This window comes from Pseudomonas sp. LBUM1660 (assembly GCF_059695935.1).
Map to the genome: position 1 here is coordinate 3,436,482 of NZ_CP166795.1, position 19,190 is coordinate 3,455,671.

At 60.4% G+C, this 19,190-nt stretch carries 13 protein-coding genes; 7 read left to right on the forward strand and 6 right to left on the reverse strand.

What is annotated here, in order from left to right; translation table 11 throughout:
- The first annotated feature begins 59 nt into the window (after positions 1–59).
- The 3 genes from ACA068_RS16130 (at position 60) to ACA068_RS16140 (ending at position 3,556) form a co-directional block, all read left to right on the forward strand.
- Complete coding sequence (locus ACA068_RS16130) at positions 60–818, forward strand: PIG-L deacetylase family protein (protein ID WP_497303122.1); 759 nt, start codon at positions 60–62, stop codon at positions 816–818.
- 197 nt (positions 819–1,015) lie between these two features.
- Positions 1,016–1,816 (forward strand): endonuclease/exonuclease/phosphatase family protein, encoded by an 801-nt coding sequence (locus tag ACA068_RS16135; protein ID WP_497303124.1) that lies wholly within the window; start codon positions 1,016–1,018, stop codon positions 1,814–1,816.
- A gap of 666 nt (positions 1,817–2,482) precedes the next feature.
- On the forward strand, positions 2,483–3,556 hold the full coding sequence (locus tag ACA068_RS16140) for an autotransporter domain-containing protein (RefSeq protein ID WP_497303125.1): 1,074 nt from the start codon (positions 2,483–2,485) through the stop codon (positions 3,554–3,556).
- Positions 3,557–3,698: 142 nt separating this feature from the next.
- Here the strand turns inward: ACA068_RS16140 and glgB are convergent, their stop codons facing one another.
- From glgB to ACA068_RS16155, 3 genes are all read right to left on the reverse strand, one after another.
- Positions 3,699–5,930, reverse strand: coding sequence for a 1,4-alpha-glucan branching protein GlgB (gene glgB / locus ACA068_RS16145; RefSeq protein WP_497303126.1), 2,232 nt, complete (start codon positions 5,928–5,930; stop codon positions 3,699–3,701).
- Positions 5,931–5,932: 2 nt separating this feature from the next.
- Positions 5,933–9,274: a maltose alpha-D-glucosyltransferase gene (gene treS, locus ACA068_RS16150; RefSeq protein ID WP_497303128.1), complete on the reverse strand. Its 3,342-nt coding sequence runs from the start codon at positions 9,272–9,274 to the stop codon at positions 5,933–5,935.
- Between the two features lie 185 nt (positions 9,275–9,459).
- Positions 9,460–11,457 carry an alpha-1,4-glucan--maltose-1-phosphate maltosyltransferase gene (locus tag ACA068_RS16155; protein WP_497303130.1) on the reverse strand — a complete coding sequence of 666 codons (1,998 nt, stop codon included), beginning with the start codon at positions 11,455–11,457 and terminating at the stop codon, positions 9,460–9,462.
- A gap of 208 nt (positions 11,458–11,665) precedes the next feature.
- Between ACA068_RS16155 and ACA068_RS16160 the strand changes: the two genes are divergently transcribed.
- On the forward strand, positions 11,666–11,833 hold the full coding sequence (locus ACA068_RS16160; protein WP_497303132.1) for a hypothetical protein: 168 nt from the start codon (positions 11,666–11,668) through the stop codon (positions 11,831–11,833).
- Positions 11,834–11,840: 7 nt separating this feature from the next.
- Here the strand turns inward: ACA068_RS16160 and ACA068_RS16165 are convergent, their stop codons facing one another.
- Positions 11,841–12,353 (reverse strand): MgtC/SapB family protein, encoded by a 513-nt coding sequence (locus ACA068_RS16165; RefSeq protein WP_497303133.1) that lies wholly within the window; start codon positions 12,351–12,353, stop codon positions 11,841–11,843.
- Positions 12,354–12,478: 125 nt separating this feature from the next.
- Here ACA068_RS16165 and ACA068_RS16170 point away from each other — a divergent pair, with 125 nt between their 5' ends.
- The 3 genes from ACA068_RS16170 (at position 12,479) to mapR (ending at position 15,915) form a co-directional block, all read left to right on the forward strand.
- Positions 12,479–12,712 (forward strand): DUF3203 family protein, encoded by a 234-nt coding sequence (locus tag ACA068_RS16170; protein WP_497293594.1) that lies wholly within the window; start codon positions 12,479–12,481, stop codon positions 12,710–12,712.
- A 196-nt stretch (positions 12,713–12,908) separates the two neighbouring features.
- The gene (ccoG, locus tag ACA068_RS16175) at positions 12,909–14,336 is read left to right on the forward strand and encodes a cytochrome c oxidase accessory protein CcoG (RefSeq protein WP_497303135.1); all 1,428 of its coding nucleotides are present in this window, start codon (positions 12,909–12,911) and stop codon (positions 14,334–14,336) included.
- A gap of 169 nt (positions 14,337–14,505) precedes the next feature.
- On the forward strand, positions 14,506–15,915 hold the full coding sequence (gene mapR, locus ACA068_RS16180; protein WP_497303137.1) for a GntR family transcriptional regulator MpaR: 1,410 nt from the start codon (positions 14,506–14,508) through the stop codon (positions 15,913–15,915).
- 150 nt (positions 15,916–16,065) lie between these two features.
- Here mapR and ACA068_RS16185 read toward each other — a convergent pair whose 3' ends face one another.
- Together ACA068_RS16185 and ACA068_RS16190 are read right to left on the reverse strand one after the other, a co-directional pair.
- A complete protein-coding gene (locus ACA068_RS16185; RefSeq protein WP_497303139.1) occupies positions 16,066–16,812 on the reverse strand; it encodes an SDR family oxidoreductase in 747 nt (248 codons plus the stop codon).
- A 210-nt stretch (positions 16,813–17,022) separates the two neighbouring features.
- Positions 17,023–19,161, reverse strand: a complete 2,139-nt coding sequence (locus ACA068_RS16190) for a putative bifunctional diguanylate cyclase/phosphodiesterase (RefSeq protein WP_497303141.1) — start codon at positions 19,159–19,161, stop codon at positions 17,023–17,025.
- Between the last annotated feature and the right edge of the window lie 29 nt (positions 19,162–19,190).

Below are 19,190 nucleotides of genomic sequence, written 5' to 3' on the forward strand. Positions count from 1 at the left end.
GGCAATCCAGGGTATGGAGCGCTGCACATTGCTATCAAACAGAACAAGGACGTAGCGCGATGAAACCCGTTTCCCTCATCGAAAGCAGCTTGCCGGGACAGGTCTGGAACAGCGCCCTGCAACTGGACAACATCCCCGTCATCAACACCGAGACCCTGGTCCCCACTGGCGCACGTGCCGTGGTGATCGCGCCGCATCCTGGCGATGAAGTGGTCATGTGTGGAGGCTTGCTTCAGCTCCTTTCTTCCTTGGGTCATCCCCTGCAATTGATCTCGATCACCGATGGCAGCGCCAGCCATCCGGGCTCGCAACAATGGTCAGAGAAGCGCCTGAGTGTGTTTCGCGGCCAGGAAAGCGTCGAAGCCTTGCGCCGGCTCGGTTTGCCGATGCACAGCCTGAAGTGGATTCGCGGCGGCTTTACCGACAACGCCCTGGCCAAGCGTGAAACCCAATTGACCCAATTCATCGCCCGTTACTTGCGCCCCGGCGACGTGGTGTTCAGTACCTGGCGCGAAGACGGCACCTCGGATCATGACGCCGTCGGCCGCGCCAGCGCCCATGCTGCGAGCATGGTCGGTGCGACGCTCAACGAGCTGCCGGTCTGGGCCTGGCACTGGCCGACCCGTGATCTAGGACTGTTCCCCTGGCATCGTGCGCGCAAAATACGCCTCGACACCTGGACCGTCGCACGCAAAAGCCACGCCACCCACGCCTACGCCAGCCAGCTCGACGGCGAACCGGCCATCGGCATCGCGCCGCTGCTGCCCCGGGTGATTCTGGAGCGCATGCGCTTGCCCTATGAAGTTGTCTTCGTCTGATGACATTCCCACCCAACACAAAGCCCCTGTGGGAGCGGGCTTGCTCGCGAAGGCGGCCTGACATTCAACTAATGTGCTGACTGTCAGACCGCTTTCGCGAGCAAGCCCGCTCCCACAATTGATGGGTGTCGCTCAAACTGAACTGCCCGCCGCTGAATCAGTCGCATGACTAAGCAGCCAGATTCAGAGGAGTGAACGTGACCAGCGATTCCGAGCAGCGAGCCGTTGAATCAGTACCCTTGGACTCGCCCCCGGCGATTCATCGATTGAGGGTACTGACGGTCAACACCCACAAAGGGTTTACCGCCCTCAACCGGCGTTTCATCCTCCCGGAGCTGCGTGAAGCGGTGCGCAGTACGTCAGCCGATCTTGTATTCCTGCAGGAAGTGGTCGGCGAGCACGATCGGCATTCTTCCCGTTACAACGACTGGCCGCAGACCTCGCAATACGAGTTCCTGGCCGACAGCATGTGGAGCGATTTCGCCTACGGTCGCAACGCCGTTTACCCCAACGGCCATCACGGCAACGCCCTGCTGTCGAAATACCCGATTCGCGAACACCGCAACCTCGACGTCTCGATCACCGGCCCCGAACGGCGTGGATTGCTGCACTGCGTACTGGACGTGCCGGGGCACACTGAGGTCCATGCGATCTGCGTTCACTTGAGCTTGCTGGAAAGCCATCGCCAGTTGCAGCTCCAACTGCTCTGCCTACTGCTCGAATCCCTGCCCGACGATGCGCCGGTGATCATTGCCGGCGACTTCAACGACTGGCAGTTGCAAGGCAACGCCGCCCTGGCCCGGCGCGATTACCTGCACGAAGCATTCGAACGCCACAACGGCCGCCCGGCGAAGACGTACCCGGCGCGCTTTCCTCTGCTGCGCCTGGACCGGATCTACCTGCGTAACGCCAGCAGCCACAACCCGCGAATTCTCGGCAGTAAACCCTGGACGCACCTGTCGGATCACTTGCCGTTGGCGGTGGAAGTGCATCTGTGACGGGTCAACACCGCGGCGATGGTGAGCGATAACAACAGGCTCCACGACATTGTCCTGTTCATGTCATTCCCCTCCCTGCTCAGCGGCTTCTTCAACGCAATCGCCACGTCAGGCAGTTGACACTGAGTTGGGTTTACATTGATTTCGCTCCAGTCCCTGCGCTGGGCAAGCCGCCCGAATCTTGTGGCTGAATATTCCGCCTGGTTGCGGCCTGCCCTTTTCGCCAGACAGACAAACCGGTGCGGGGGTACGGATTACCTTGCGCTCATTTCAGCGCTGCATTACTGACAGAATTGAGACACAGACATCGCCGGACAGCATGCCCTGAACCTTGCCAAGACAGACCGATAGCCCGCTATCCAAAGGCTCTGGAACGAGGGGTTTTTGACGAATTTTCGAACAAACAAGAACTTAGATGTGTGCCGGAAATCAGTCACTTGCGAGCCCTAAAATACACATACCACTTATCGGCCATTTTCTTGACGACCTGTCAAGGGTCTTCTTAGCTTCACGTTACTACCCCCGGAAACTCCACCCGGGGCAAACCTCCAGACACCCGCGAAATCGGGCGGCCAGCGGCTTGCCTCAATCCATTCGGTCGCCCCTCATTCGGGGTAGGAGAGACGCCAAAGCGAGATACGGCATGCGATTGCAAGGTAGACCCCCATGAAAACTTCATTCACCCAACAAGAGATCAAAATCACTTTTTGCACTGTCTCGAGTTCACTGCTGCTGTGTTCGTCCATGGAGGTGCAAGCAGGTCCCGCAGAGGATAAAACCACCCCCTGGTATCGCCAGGATATTCCGGTAATGACCTTGCCCACGGTCAATATCACAGCCCCTTACCCCGGCCACTTCAGCGCCGCCTCCGATACACGAAGTTCACGCCTGACCATCGAAGATGCCGCGCCTTCGGCCTGGGATCAGCTGTACGGGCAGGCTTCGCGACAAGCACAAACCGATTTCATGGCGCAGGGTTTTTCCAGCCCTGGCAGCACCGAATTCAAAGGCCCGGCGATCCTGACCCTGCAGAGCGGTAGCGGCCACACCCAGCGGGTCGGCCTGATCGGCGGGATGACTCAGTTACAAGGCAACAGCAACGGTCTGTTGACCAGTCGCGCACTCGCCGACCCTGCCAACGACACCCTTAACCTTCAAGGCCAGAGCCTCGGCGCCTACTGGAGCCTGACCGGGCCACAGGGCTGGCACGTGGATTTGACGGCCAGTGGCGGCCGGGTCAACGGGTACAGCCGTAACGACCAGGGCGCACGGATGGCGACCGAAGGCAGCGCGGTGACGTTGTCGGTGGAAGGCGGCTTTCCGATTGGCGTGAGCGATAACTGGGTGGTCGAACCGCAAGCGCAGTTGATCAATCAGCGCGTCACCCTGGATACGCCCTATGCCGGCTCAAACAATGCGTCGTCCAGCGAGCTGACGTCCTGGAGCGGCCGGGTCGGCGCACGGTTGAAAGGTAATTACGAAATCAATGGCCTGGGGGTCGAACCCTATGTGCGAACCAACTTGTGGCACACCGTGTACACCGGCAACACGGTAACCCTTGATCAGGTCGACAAGATCAGCAGCAGTCGCAATTCATCGACGGTCGAGGTGGGTTTGGGACTGGTGGCCAGAGTCACGCCCGCAGTGAGTCTGTACGTCAGCGCCGATTACAGCAGCGATGTGGATGAAAATGATTTGAACGGGTTGATTGGGAGTCTGGGTGTGCGGATGCGGTGGTGATTGGCTGACGTCAAGATATGTTTTGTCAGATCCGACGCCTTCGCGGGCAAGCCTCGCTCCTACAGGATCTGTGTCGTTCGCAATTTTTATGATCGACACCAAACCTGTAGGAGCGAGGCTTGCCCGCGAAAGCGGTTCTAGATCAACCTTCAGGACTCAGGATCAACACCGCCAACGGTGGCAGATTCAACACCAGCGAAAGCGTCTGCCCATGGCTCGGCTCTTCCTCGGTAAACGCCCCGCCGCTGTTGCCATAGTTGGACCCGGCGTACATCGCCGCATCGCTGTTGATCACCTCGCCCCAGCGCCCGGCGAACGGTACGCCGATACGATAGGCCTGACGCGGCACCGGCGTGAAGTTCGCCACCACCAACACCGGCCGGCCTTCCTTGCTCCAGCGCAGGAACGCGTAAACGCTGTTGATCGCATCATCGCCGATCAACCATTGGAAGCCTTGCGGCGCGTCGTCCTGGTCATGCATCGCCGGCTCAGCGCAGTACAGCCGATTGAGGTCGCCGACAAGTTTCTGCACACCTTTGTGTTCCGAGTATTGCAGCAGGTACCAGTCCAGTTGCTGATCGTGATTCCACTCGCGCCACTGGCCGAATTCGCAGCCCATGAACAGCAGCTTCTTGCCGGGATGCGCCCACATGAAGCTCAAATAGGCCCGCAGGTTGGCAAATTTCTGCCAGCGGTCGCCGGGCATCTTGTCGATCAGCGAGTGCTTGCCGTGCACCACTTCATCATGGGAGATCGGCAGGATGAAACGCTCGGACCAGGCATACACCAGGCCGAAACTCAGCTCGTTGTGGTGATGGGCGCGGTACACCGGATCCTGCTGAATGTAATGCAACGAATCGTGCATCCAGCCCATGTTCCATTTGTAGTCAAAGCCCAGCCCACCCTGTTGCGTGCTTTGGCTGACGCCCGGCCATGCGGTGGACTCCTCGGCAATCACCAGCGCACCCGGCGCTTCCAGGTTGACCACGTCGTTGAGGTGACGCAGGAAGTCGATGGCTTCCAGGTTCTCGCGCCCGCCGTGACGGTTTGGCACCCATTCCCCGGCCTTGCGCGAGTAATCGCGATAGAGCATCGACGCCACGGCATCGACCCGCAGGCCATCGACGTGGAAATGCTTGAGCCAGTGCAGCGCCGAGGCCAGCATGTAGCCGTGCACTTCGGTGCGGCCCAGGTTATAGATCAGCGTGTCCCAGTCCTGATGGAAACCTTCTTGCGGATTGCCGTATTCGTACAGCGCGGTGCCATCGAATTGCGCCAGGCCGTGGGTATCGGTGGGGAAATGCGCCGGCACCCAATCGAGGATCACGCCGATGTCCGCCTGGTGGCAGGCGTTGACGAAGGCCGCGAAGTCTTGCGGCGTACCGTAGCGGGCGCTCGGGGCGAATTGCGACAGCAACTGATAACCCCAGGAACCGCCGAACGGGTGTTCCATGATCGGCATCAGTTCGATGTGGGTGAACCCCAGCTCCTTCACGTAAGGAATCAGCCGCTCGCCCAGCTCGTGCCAGGTGTACTGGCGCGCCACTTCACCCAGATCGTCCAGTTCGCATTGCCACGAGCCGGCGTGCAGTTCGTAGATCGACAGCGGCGCACTCGGCTGATGACGGTCGCCCCGGGACTGCATCCACGCCTGATCCTGCCAATCGATGTTCAACGGTGAGGCGACTTTTGACGCGGTATCCGGTGGCAGCGAGGTGGCCAGGGCCATCGGGTCAGCCTTGAGCGGCAGAATGCCCTGGGCGCCGAGGATTTCGTATTTGTAGGTTTCCCCCGCCTGCAAACGCGGGATGAACACTTCCCAGACCCCGGTGGGATGGCGCAGGCGCATCGGGTGCCGACGACCGTCCCAGTTGTTGAAGTCACCGACCACCGACACCCGTTTGGCATTCGGCGCCCACACGGCGAAACGCACGCCGTCGACTCCGTCCACCGACTTCAGTTGCGCGCCAAGGCAGGCGCTGAGGTCGCGGTGATTGCCTTCGGCGAACAGGTACAAGTCCATCTCGCCGAGCAGCGGGCCAAAACTGTAGGGGTCCTCGGACACCTGTTCGCCACCGGCCCAGCGGGTGCGCAGCAGATACGGCTGAGCCCGATCGAAGTGCCCGACAAACAGGCCAGGCGTCTGGGTGGCCTCAAGGTTGCCGAGTTCTTCCCCGGAGTCCCTGGCCAGTACCTGCACGCTCAGCGCGTCCGGCAGATAGGCCCGAATGAATTGCCCACCTGCGTCATCGCCGTGAGGGCCGAGAATTGCAAAAGGGTCGTGATGTTCAGCGCGTACCAGCGCGTCGATATCCCGCGATCTGGGCAGCAGCGCTTCTTTAGCGTGACCCTGTTCCTTGTTCGAGAAACTCATAACTACTCTCCACCAAGATCGGAAAAGGGTTTAAGCCCACTCAATAATCCATACAAACCGTGCAATGGCACCGGCAGCCACGTGGGGCGATTTTCAGCCTCATAGGCCACCTCATACGCCGCCTTCTCCAGCCCGAACAACGCCAACGCGGCGTCCTCGCCTTCCGGATCTTGCCACGCATGAGCAAGACTAGCTGCCGCCAGCCGATAAGCGTCGACAAATGCCAGTTTTGCTTCATTCAAATAGCGGTCGGCGACCCGTTGCCGTGCCGCTCGGGCTTCGGCGGTGTTGTCGACGTTGTGCACGTTGATCGCCATCGCCGCGGCGTAATCGAAGGAGCGCAACACGCCGCTGACATCTTTATAGGGGCTGTGCTTGCCGCGTCGCTCGCTGAGCGGCCGTGCCGGTTCGCCTTCGAAATCGATCAAGTAAGCGTCGCCCTTGATCACCAGCACCTGACCCAGGTGCAAGTCACCATGGACGCGAATGCGCAAGCCGCCCACGGCTTTTTTGCCCAGGTCCTGGACATGACCGAGGATGGCTTTTTTGTTGTCCAGCAAACGAGTGACCAGCGCTTTGTCCGCCGGGTTCAGTTCGCTTTGATGCTGTTTGAGCAACTTCAGCGAGTGCTCCAGTTGCGCCGCGACGTCTTTGGCCGAGGCCAGGGCATCTTTTTGCGTGGTGACCTGCGGGGCGAAGTCCGGGTCATCGGTCGGGGCCGCCAGCACCTGATGCATCTCACCCAGCCGTTGGCCGAGCATGCCTGCGAAGTCTTTCAGCTCACCGAGGGCGTTGTAGTGCTGCTCCTGCTCGGACATGGCGTCCGCCAGTTCGTCGCGCAGTGCCCGTTCGAGGTTGTTCTGGGTCCACTCCCAGGCATCGCCCTGATTGCTCAAATAGCCTTGGGCGATCATCAGCAGATTGTCTTCGCCCTTGGCGTCGCGGCGAACCACCGACCCCAGCAATGGCGAGATGTTGCTGAAACCGGCATTGGTCAGGTACGCGCTCATTTCCAGTTCCGGGTGCACACCCGAGGCGACCTTGCGGATCAGCTTCAGGACCAGGCTGCTGCCGATCACCACCGAACTGTTGGACTGCTCGGCGGACAAGTAGCGCACTTCCGATTCGGCCGTCAGCCCCAACTTGGCCAGCTCGGCGGTCGGCTCGAAACAAATCTCGCCGCCATCGGACGGCAACACGGCGTTATCCTGCATGCCTTGCAGCACCGCGCGGATAAAGTTTTCCAGGCTGAACGCGTCGGTGATCAAACCCACTTGAGGACCACGTCGTACCCGAGACAGTGCAAGTTGCTGGGGCAACGCCGGCCCGACCTGATCATCGGCAATGAAGCCGAACGGCAACTGGTAACGGCTGGTCTGGCCGCCGCTGGTGACTTCGATTTCACTCAAAAGCACCGGGTGCAGCGCATCGCCGAAGCGCACACCGTAGGCCAGGTTAACCTTCTCGATGGCCGCGTCCTTGCCGGCGAACCAGCGGCGGTTTTGCAGCCAACTCGGCAAGATACCCTGCTCCAGCGTGCCGCGTGACGGCGCTTCGAGCAGTTCTTCCATGCGCTTTTTCAGCACCAGGGTGGTGAAGTCCGGCAGGCTTTGCGCCGGTTCTACGTGCCAGCTAGGCATTTGATTCTCCGCAGCAAGTGCGAACCAGTAAAAGCCGTAAGGCGCCAGCGTCAGGAGGAAATTCAACTGGCCGATCGGCGGAAAGGCGTTACCGCCGAGCATCTCCACCGGCACCATGCCGACGTAGGCCGACAGGTCGAGCTCCGCCGCTTGCGCGCTACGGGACACGTTGGCCACACACAGGATGATTTCGTGCTTGCCGTCGTCGCCGGTGAATTCACGGGTGTAGGCCAGAATCCGCCGATTGCTCGGCGACAGCATTTTCAGCGTGCCACGCCCGAAGGCCTTGGATTGTTTGCGTACGGCGAGCATGCGCCGGGTCCAGTTCAGCAGCGAATGCGGGTCGCCGGCCTGGGTTTCGACGTTGACCGACAGGTAACCGTATTGCGGGTCCATGATCGGCGGCAGTACCAAGCTCGCCGGGTCGGCGCGGGAGAACCCGCCGTTGCGGTCGATCGACCACTGCATGGGCGTGCGCACGCCGTCACGGTCGCCGAGGTAGATGTTGTCGCCCATACCGATTTCATCGCCGTAATACATGGTCGGCGTGCCCGGCATCGACAGCAGCAGGCTGTTGAGCAGTTCCACGCGCCGGCGATCCCGCTCCATCAACGGCGCGAGACGTCGACGAATGCCGAGGTTAATCCGCGCCCGACGGTCGGCCGCGTAGTAATTCCACAAGTAATCGCGTTCCTTATCGGTGACCATTTCGAGGGTCAACTCATCGTGGTTGCGCAGGAAAATCGCCCACTGACAGTTGGCCGGGATCTCCGGGGTCTGGCGCAGGATATCGGTGATCGGAAAGCGATCTTCCTGGGCCAGCGCCATGTACATACGCGGCATCAGCGGGAAATGGAACGCCATATGGCATTCGTCACCGTTGAGGCCTTTTTTGTCGGTGTCACCGAAGTACAGCTGCGTGTCTTCCGGCCATTGATTGGCCTCGGCCAGCAGCATACGGTCCGGGTAGTTGGCGTCGATCTCGGCACGGATCTGCTTGAGGACGTCGTGGGTCTCGGGCAGGTTTTCGTTGTTGGTGCCGTCGCGCTCGATCAGGTACGGAATCGCGTCCAGTCGCAGGCCGTCGATGCCCATGTCGAGCCAGTAGCGCATCACCGACAGCACCGCTTTCATGACTTGTGGGTTGTCGAAATTCAGGTCCGGCTGGTGCGAATAGAAGCGGTGCCAGAAGTACTGGCCGGCGACCGGATCCCAGGTCCAGTTGGACTTTTCGGTGTCGAGAAAAATGATGCGGGTGCCGTCGTATTTTTGATCGTCATCGGACCAGACGTAGAAGTCCCGCGCCGCGGAACCGGGTTTGGCCTTACGCGCACGCTGGAACCAGGCGTGCTGGTCAGAGGTGTGGTTGATGACCAGTTCGGTAATCACTCGAAGGCCGCGTTTGTGCGCCTCGGAGATAAAGCGCTTGGCGTCGGCCATGGTGCCGTAGTCAGAGTGGACGCCACGGTATTCAGCAATGTCGTAGCCATCGTCGCGCCGGGGCGAGGGATAGAAAGGCAATAGCCAGATGGTGTTGACGCCGAGATCGGCAATGTAATCGAGTTTGGCGATAAGGCCGGGAAAGTCGCCGATCCCGTCATTGTTTGAGTCGAAAAAAGACTTAACGTGAACCTGGTAGATCACCGCGTCCTTGTACCAGAGCGGGTCCTTGATGAAGGTGGCTGCCTTGGGTTTTTTCGCCATTTGAAACTCCTGTTAAATTCAGTGCAGCCCCTGAGCCGAACGCCTACCTGTGGCGAGGGAGCTTGCTCCCGCTCGGCTGCGAAGCAGTCGCAAAACCTGTCAATCAAAGATAGGGCCGCTGCGCGCCCCAGCGGGAGCAAGCTCCCTCGCCACAAGAGTTCATCCCACAGGAAAGCTCGGTGTCTTCAAGAGGTTGTGATCCGCCAGATGCCGAACGGTTGATGCGCCGGGTCGATCCGCATGAACTGGTACTTGCCGTGCCAGGTCCAGCGATGGCCGCTCATCAAGTCTTCGCCCTGGGTGCTGGCATCGTCCGGCAAACCCATTTCCCACAACGGCAATTCGAAATTCGCTTCCTGGACGTTATTCGGATCCAGGCTGACGGCCACCAGAATAAAGTTGCTGCCATCCGCGCTGCGCTTGCCGAAATACAGAATGTTGTCGTTCCACGCGTTGTAGACCGTCAGGCCCAGGTGCGTGTGCAGCGCCGGGTTCTGCCGGCGAATGCGGTTGAGCTGGGCGATCTCAGCGATGATGTTGCCCGGCGCGGTAAAGTCCCGTGGGCGGATCTCGTACTTCTCGGAATTGAGGTATTCCTCTTTGCCCGGCACTGGCGCGGCTTCACAGAGTTCGAAACCCGAATACATGCCCCACAGGCCGGAGCCCATGGTCGCCAGCGCGGCGCGGATCAGAAAACCGGCGCGACCGGATTCGTGCAGAAACGCAGGGTTGATGTCCGGCGTATTGACGAAGAAATTCGGCCGGTAGCATTCGCGCCACGGCGACTCGTTGAGTTCGGTGAAATAGGTCGCCAGTTCCGTTTTGGTATTGCGCCAGGTGAAGTAGGTGTAGCTCTGGGAGTAACCGACCTTGCCCAGCCGCGCCATCATCGCTGGCGTGGTAAAGGCCTCCGCGAGGAAGATCACCTCGGGGTACAACGCCCGCACATCGGCGATCAGCCATTGCCAGAACGGCAGCGGCTTAGTGTGAGGGTTGTCGACACGGAAGATCTTCACGCCCTCTTCGACCCAGCCGACCACAATATCCCGCAGCTCGACCCACAGGCTCGGAATCGCATCGCTGGCATAGAAATCGACGTTGACGATGTCCTGGTATTTTTTCGGTGGGTTCTCGGCATATTTGATCGTGCCGTCCGGGCGCCAGTTGAACCAACCCGGGTGCTGTTTGAGCCACGGGTGGTCCTGGGAGCACTGGATCGCGAAATCGAGGGCAATTTCCAGTCCGTGATCCGCAGCGGCTGCCACCAGTCGACGGAAATCTTCGCGGGTGCCGAGTTCAGAGTGAATCGCCTCGTGCCCGCCCTCTTCGCTGCCGATGGCATAGGGGCTGCCCGGATCATCGGGGCCGGCGGTCAATGAGTTGTTCGGGCCTTTGCGATAGCTGCGACCGATCGGGTGGATCGGTGGGAAGTACAGCACGTCAAAACCCATGTCCTGAATCATCGCGAGTCGCGAATGCACGTCGTTAAACGTGCCGTGACGGGCCGGATCGTCGGTGATCGAGCGCGGAAACAACTCATACCAACTGGCGAACTGGGCCAGCTCTCGCTCGACGTCCAACGGAAATTCGGGGCTGAGGCTCAAATAAGCGCGGTGATCCGCCTGGGCCATCAGCTCAGCACTACGGTGGTGCAGAAACAACCCGACCTGCTCGGCTTCGAGCAGACCGGACAGTTCATGGTGCAACGCCGCCAGATCTTCGCTCAGCGGCCCTTCCGAGCGTTCGGCGGCCTGTTTCACCTGGTTTCGCCCTTCCTGCAACTCCAGGCTGATGGGCACGCCAGCAATGTGTTTTTTCTCGATTTCATACAGAAAGCTAGCGTACTGATCGATCCAGGCTTCGATACAGAAGACGTAGCGGCCCTGATCCTCGACGCGGAACTGGCCTTGCCAGCCGTTATTGCCGAGCTCGGTCATGACCTCGCTCCGCCAGGCCTCGTCACCGTCGGCACGCCAGCGTATGCGCACGGCCAGCTTATCGTGACCGTCAGCGAACACTTTGCTGGTCACCACCACGTCCTGCCCCACCACGGCCTTGGCCGCGAACTGCCCGCCATCCAGGGTCGGCATGACGTTTTCAATGGCGATGCGCGGCAGCAATAGCGCCTGCGACAGCGGCATATGAGGGTTGTAGTTCAGCTCTGTCGGTTTTTCAGCAGTCATCGAGCATCTCTCCTTAACGCCCCATGGACGCTCTTGTGTCTGGTCGTCGCTCACACGAAACCCGTCGGTCTCGAAATGAAGGCACTTAAGTTCCGAGCGACAAGCACGGGGAAAAGTTCACGCCCATTTGCCGCGGAATCAAATCACCCAGATGACGGTCAACACACTTAAGCACGACTTACGCCATGTGCCAGTGGAGGCATCAACGATGAGTATTCCAATCCCGGCCGAAACCCCCGATCCGAACATCGACACCCCGACGATCCCGCAGACCGAGCCAGAACCGGTGCCTGAGCAAGAGCCGCCCGGCACCACACCGCCACCCCGGGAAGAGCCACCGAACACGATGCCGCCGGTGATCGTTGCGCCCGAGTAATGATCCGTCAGGGCCGCTCCTGCTCGTCTTTATCCCTGTCGAGCATTTTCACGACTCTCGGCATCACGCTGAAAATCGCCAACGCCAGCAACGTACTGAACACCGCCGTCGCCTCTCGGCCCAATCCAGCGGAAACCCCGATGGCGGCTGTCATCCATAAGCCGGCGGCGGTGGTCAGGCCTTTGACGTGGCCTTCATCGCCTTCCTGGTTTTTCAGGATGGTGCCGGCGCCGAGGAAGCCAATCCCGGCGATCACGCCTTGCACTACCCGGCTCATGGCATCGGCCTGGGAGCCAGACATCTGCGGCACCAGCACAAACAATGCGGCACCGAGGGCCACCAGCATGTGCGTGCGCACACCGGCAGCCTTGCCCTTTTGTTCACGCTCGAAACCGAGAATGCCGCCGAGAATCGCCGCGATCAGCAGCCGAACGGTGATGCGCGTCAGTTGCGACGCATCGGCGATGTCGGCGAACTCTGCTTGCAGCGTTTCCCAAACCTCATGCCACCAGGCGTTCATGGTGCAATCCTTGTGATTGATTGTTATGGGAGGATGGACCGCGCCGACCATTAATCGGTTGCACAGAACGATGCCCCTCGGATGCGCCCTAACAGTTTAGAACCCGCTAAAAAAAGGACACCTCCATGACTGTGCGCATCGAAAACCAGACTTGCTTTTTCATCACCGAGAACGGCGAAGAAATTCGTCTGTGCCCCGACGTCACGATCATCACCGACTCCGATAAAGCCATGTCGGCGGTTGAGCTCAACGGCCAGCGCGTTTACATCACCGAAGCAGAAGCCGACGCATTGACCGTAGCAGGCGCAGTGGACGGTCGTAAGCATTTGAAGGCCACCGACAGTGATTCGGTGATTTGACTGACCCGGATCAACAAGCCTCGCAAGCGCCTGATATAGGCGCCTGCGCCCTGTAGTGACGGGGTGCATCAAGTTGTCGCAGGCAGCGGATCAATCCCCATCTGATCCGCTTTTTATTGCAATACCTGAGTCTGTTATGCAAACAGATCGCTGGTCATAGTGCTCGTGCCTGATGGAGGCTGATGAGCGAAAGACCATGAGCGAAAGAATCCCCGTCCGAACCGTAGAACCTGCCTCATTTATAAAAAACGAGCCTTTGCGTCCAAAGATAAAGGCCAAGTCCAGCGACAACCTGATCCACACCCGCAGCTTCACCGGCCTGTTCCGCACCTTGCGCCTTTGCGGTGCGGGGTTTCTGTTTTTGCTGTTCTTCGGCACCGTATGGTTGAACTGGGGCGACCGTCAGGCGGTGCTCTGGGACCTTTCCGAAAGCAAATTCCACATCTTCGGTGCGACCTTCTGGCCCCAGGACTTCATCCTGCTCTCGGCGCTGCTGATCATCGCCGCGTTCGGCCTGTTCGCGATCACCGTGTTCGCTGGCAGGGTCTGGTGCGGTTACACCTGCCCGCAGAGTTCCTGGACCTGGATCTTCATGTGGTGCGAGAAGATCACCGAAGGCGAACGCAACCAGCGCATCAAGCTGCAAGCGGCGCCGTGGGGCCTGAACAAACTGATCCGCCGCTCGGCCAAGCACACTCTGTGGCTGGCCATCAGCTTGCTCACCGGCCTGACGTTTGTGGGGTACTTCACGCCGATCCGGCCCCTGGCCGAAGAGCTGCTGACCTTGCAGATGGGCGGTGTCAGTCTGTTCTGGGTGCTGTTCTTCACCGGCGCGACTTACATCAACGCCGGCTGGCTGCGTGAAGCGGTATGCATGCACATGTGCCCGTATGCGCGGTTCCAGAGCGTGATGTTCGACAAGGACACCCTGACCATTTCCTACGACGTCGCCCGCGGTGAAAACCGTGGCCCGCGCAAACGCGAGGTGAAACCGGCCGAGGTGGGCCTGGGGGATTGCATCGATTGCCAGCTGTGCGTGCAGGTCTGCCCGACCGGGATCGATATTCGTGACGGTTTGCAGATGGAGTGCATCGGCTGCGCGGCGTGTATCGATGCCTGCGATTCGATCATGGACAAAATGGGCTATGCCCGTGGCTTGATCAGCTATACCTCGGAACATGAACTGCAAGGGGGCAAGACTCATCTGCTACGGCCACGGCTGATCGGTTACACCGCGGTGCTGCTGGTGATGATCGGCGCCCTTGCCCTCGCCCTGGTCGAACGGCCGATGGTGTCGCTGGACGTGAGCAAGGACCGCGGCCTGTTCCGCGAGAACAGCCAGGGGCAGATCGAAAACATCTACAGCTTGAAGGTCATCAACAAGACCCAACTGCGCCAGAATTATCGACTGAGCCTAGTGGACGGCGAAAGCTTCGTGCTGCAAGGCAAGACCGAGTTGAGCCTGGCGCCGGGTGAGATTGTCGATGTGCCGGTGTCAGTGGCCATGACCACCGAACGGCCTAGCAGCAGCTCGCAGACGATCAGCTTCAAGATTGTCGACAGTGACGAGCCGGACATCTATAGCGTGGCCAAGAGCCGGTTTGTTGCGCCGATGAACCGTTGATCCCTTAGACTGCGGTGCCCTGTGGAAAGCAGGGCTCCTGTGGCGAGGGAGCTTGCTCCCGCTCGACTGCGTAGCAGTTGTAAATTCTGGGGGCGCTTCGCACCCCAGCGGGAGCAAGCTCCCTCGCCACAACAGCGTACCCATTGAATAACTTCAATCCAGGCACTCGATGAAACGCTACGAAAAATTCGCCGACGACATCGCTGAACTGATCCGCTCCGGGGTCCTCGGCCCTGGCCAGCGTGTGCCGTCGGTGCGCTACGCCAGCCAGACTTATGGGGTCAGCCCGTCCACTGTGTTCCAGGCCTATTACCTGCTCGAACGTCGCGGCCTGATCCGCGCCCGGCCGCGCTCCGGCTACTTCGTCAATGCACACTCGCCGAGCCCGTTCTCGGAGCCGGTGATCAGCAGCCAGGTCAACGAATCCACCGAAGTCGACGTCAGCGAACTGGTGTTCTCGGTCCTCGACTCGATCAAGGACCCGACCACCGTCCCCTTCGGCTCGGCGTTTCCCAGCCCGACCCTGTTCCCGTTGCAGCGCTTGTCCCGCTCCCTGGCGAGCGCCGCCCGAGACATGGACCCGCGCATGGTCGTGACCGATATGTCGCCAGGCAACCCGCAACTGCGCCGCCAGATCGCCCTGCGCTACATGGTCGGCGGCCTGATGCTGCCAATGGAAGAGCTGCTGATCACCAACGGCGCGCTGGAGGCCTTGAACCTGTGCCTGCAAGCGGTCACCGAACCCGGCGATCTGGTGGCGATAGAAGCGCCGGCCTTCTATGCCTGCCTGCAAATACTGGAACGGCTGAAACTCAAAGCCGTCGAGATTCCGGTGCACCCTCGCGACGGTATCGACCTGGGCGTGCTCGCGCAAACCCTGGAGCGCCACCCGATCAAGGCCTGCTGGTGCATGACCAGTTTCCAGAACCCAATGGGCGCGACCATGCCCGAGACCAAGAAGCAGGAGTTGGTCGAGTTATTGCGCGGCCACCAGGTGCCACTGATCGAGGACGACGTCTACGCCGAACTCTATTACGGTCAGCAGGCGCCGAAACCGGCCAAGGCGTTTGATACCGAAGGGCTGGTGATGCATTGCGGTTCTTTCGCCAAGAGCCTCGCCCCCGGCTACCGCATCGGCTGGGTCGCCGCCGGGCGATATGCGCAGAAGATCGAACGGCTGAAACTGATGACCTCGCTGTGCGCCTCGATGCCGGCCCAGGCCGCCATCGCGGACTACCTGCAACACGGCGGCTACGACCGCCACCTGCGCAAACTGCGCTACGCCCTGGAAGAGCAGCAAAGCGCCATGCTCGCCGCCATCGCCCGCTACTTCCCGACTCAGACACGCGTCAGCCAACCGGCCGGCGGCTACTTCCTGTGGCTGGAACTGCCACCGCAAATGGATTCGTTGAAGTTGTTTCAGATGGCGTTGGCGCAGGGCATCAGCATCGCGCCGGGGCCGATCTTTTCACCGACTCAGCGGTTCAGGAACTGTATCCGGTTGAATTATGGGAGTCCGTGGAATGAGGATTCGGAGAAGGCGATGGAGACGTTGGGGCGGATTGTGCGGTCGTTCTGATAGTTGGATGTTGTCTGGCCTGGCCTCTTCGCGAGCAAGCCCGCTCCCACAGTGGATTGATGTGAACACATTATTTGTGAACACCACCACACCCTGTGGGAGCGGGCTTGCTCGCGAAGGGGCCGGGCTGGACAACACAAATCTTAAGGATTAACGCCCGCCCCCAAGATCAACAAAAGTCCCGGTTGCATAAGAAGCCTTGTCCGACAGCAACCAGATAATCGCCTCAGCCACTTCGTCCGGCCGCCCACCCCGGGCCATCGGAATCGCCGATTCCAGTTTGCTTACCCGATCCGGATCACCGCTCAGCGCATGGAAGTCGGTGTAGATAAACCCTGGCCGCACCGCGTTGACGCGAATGCCCTCGCCCGCCACTTCCTTGGACAGGCCGATGGTGAAGCTGTCCAGCGCGCCTTTTGACGCCGCGTAATCTACGTATTCGTTGGGAGAGCCCAAACGCGAGGCCACCGAGGATACATTGACGATGCTGCCGCCCTGCCCGCCATGCTTGGGCGACATGCGCATGATCGCGTGCTTGGCGCAGAGGATCGGTGCCAGAACGTTGGTTTTGAGGGTTTTTAGAATACGGAACTCAGACATTTCGTCGACGCGGGACTTGTGGCCCACGGTGCCGGCGTTGTTCACCAGCGCGGTCACTCGACCCAGCTCGGTGTCCACCCGGTGGAACAGACTGATCACTTCGTCTTCGATGCTGACGTCGGCGCGCACTGCAATGGCTTGAGCGCCCAGTGCCCGAACGTGTGCCAGCACGCTTTGCGCTGCCGATTCGTCGGACTGATAGTTGATGCAGATCCGATAACCAAGCTCGGCGGCCAACAACGCGGTTGCAGCGCCGATGCCGCGGCTGCCGCCGGTGATGACAATGACTTTGTCCATGCTGACTTTTCCCCATTCACGCGTAAGCAGTCGGGGCCAAGAATAACCGCCATTGCTCGGTTTTGCATGGACTCACGTCAAGTGATCTACCAACGTCGTATGTAATGGCGTCTCTGTAGCAGCTGTCGAGCCCCGCGAGGCAGCGTCCGACTGCGCAGCAGTCGCAAACCCGGCAAGCACATTCTCCCTGATACACCGCGCCGTCCGGTTTCACGACAGCTTCGCTGCCGGACGCTGCCTCGCAGGCTCGTCAGCTGCTACAGGCACAACGCCCGTCGCCACTCGTTCCCCACGAACAATGTCGGCCATGAAGCGATCCGCCGGCAGCGGGTGCCCGAGCAGGTAGCCCTGCAACGAATTGCAACCGAGTTTGGTCAGGAAGTCTTGCTGGACGCCGGTTTCCACGCCTTCGGCAACGATGCGCAAGCCCAGCGCCTGGCCAAGGGCGACGATGGCTGACACGATGGCGGCGTCGTCACTGTCGTGTTCCAGATCGCGGACGAAACCGCGGTCGATTTTCAGTTCATTGGCCGGCAGACGCTTGAGGTACATCAAGCTCGAATAGCCGGTGCCGAAGTCATCGATGGACAGGTCGACGCCCATTTCCGAGAGTTCCTGAAGGACCGTCATGCTAGCATCGGCATCGCTCATGGCGGTGGTTTCGGTGATTTCCAGGGTCAGGCTGTTGGCTGGCAGTTGATGCGTGGCCAAGGCTTTGGAGACACTCTTGACCAGGCCTGCATGACAGAACTGCAACGCCGAGAGGTTCACCGCAATGCGCCACTCGGTGTAGCCGAGCACGTACCATTCGCGCATCTGCCGGCAGGCTTCGTTCAGCACCCATTCACCGATGTGAATGATCAGCCCGGTCTTTTCCGCGAGTTCAATAAACTTGTCCGGCAGCAGCATGCCCTGGGTCGGATGCTCCCAACGCAGCAGCGCCTCGGCACCCACCGGGCGACCATTGCTGGCGTCGAACTTGGGTTGGTAATAGAGGCTGAACTGCTGGTGATCGAGGGCATTGCGCAAGTCTTGCAGTAATTGCAGCTGTTTGCGCGCGTTGCTGTTCATCGACGCGTCGAAGAAGCTGTAGCCGTTTTTCCCGGTGCCCTTGGCGTGGTACATCGCCGCGTCGGCGTTCATCAGCAGTTCCTGGGCCGTCTGGCCATTGCCCGGGTACAGCGCAATGCCGAGGCTGGCGGAAATCTGCAGGTCGTGTTCGGCGACCCGGAACGAACTGCCGATCATTCCGACCTGCCGCGCTGCCACGCTCAGCGCGTCGTTTGGCTCGCTGAGCCGCACCAGCAGTACGAATTCATCACCGCCGATCCGCGCCAATGTGTCCTGACTGCGCATGTCCTCGCGCAGGCGCAAACCGACCTCACGCAACAACTGATCGCCCATGTGGTGGCCGAAGGCATCATTGACCGGTTTGAAACCGTCGAGGTCGATGAACATCAGCGCAAAGCAACCACCCTGTTCCTGAACTTTGGACATGGCCTGTTCGATACGGTCGGCCAGCAACATGCGATTGGGCAAACCGGTCAGGGTGTCGTGCAGGGCCAGTTGGGTCAGTTCGCGGTTGGCTTCGGTCAGCGAGCGCGCAAGGTCAGCGGTGCGGGCTTCAAGACGCGCATCGAGGACCGAAGTCAACAAGGCGATGCTCAACACCGCGAGCGTGGTGATCAGCACCAGATTGTCGAGGCCTTTGCCGTTCAAGCCGCTGATGGCGGCGCCACAGAAACTGCCGTCGGGGAATCGCGCCGCGGCCATGCCGGTGTAGTGCATGCCGACGATGGCGAGGCCCATGATCACCGCAGCACCGGCGCGAAGCAGGCCCACATACGGCGTGTGCTGACGCAGACGGAAGGCGATCCATAACGCGGCGCCGGAAGCGCCGACGGCGATGAGCAGCGATGCGCCAAACAGCGTCGGGTCGTAATCGATGCCCGGCTGCATGCGCATGGCGGCCATCCCGGTGTAATGCATGGCACTGATCCCGGCGCCCATGATCAGCGCGCCAAACGCCAGTTGCCAGGTCGGCAGGCGTGGCTGACTGACCAGCCAGAGGGCAAAACCGCAAGACAGGATCGCGGTCAGCAGCGACAGGGACGTGAGGGTGAGGTCGTAGCCCAGGTCGATGGGCAAGGTGAACGCGAGCATGCCGATAAAGTGCATCGACCACACGCCCACGCCCATGGCAAAGGCGCCGCCCGCAGTCCATAGGAATACGGCCCGACCTTTGGCGGTGGCAATGCGTTCGGTCAGGTCGAGCGCGGTATAGGAGGCGAGAATCGCTACACAGAGCGAAATGATAACCAGCGTGGGTGAATAGCTACCGATGAGCATGTGACTTCTCGCGATCGCCCCACCGTACT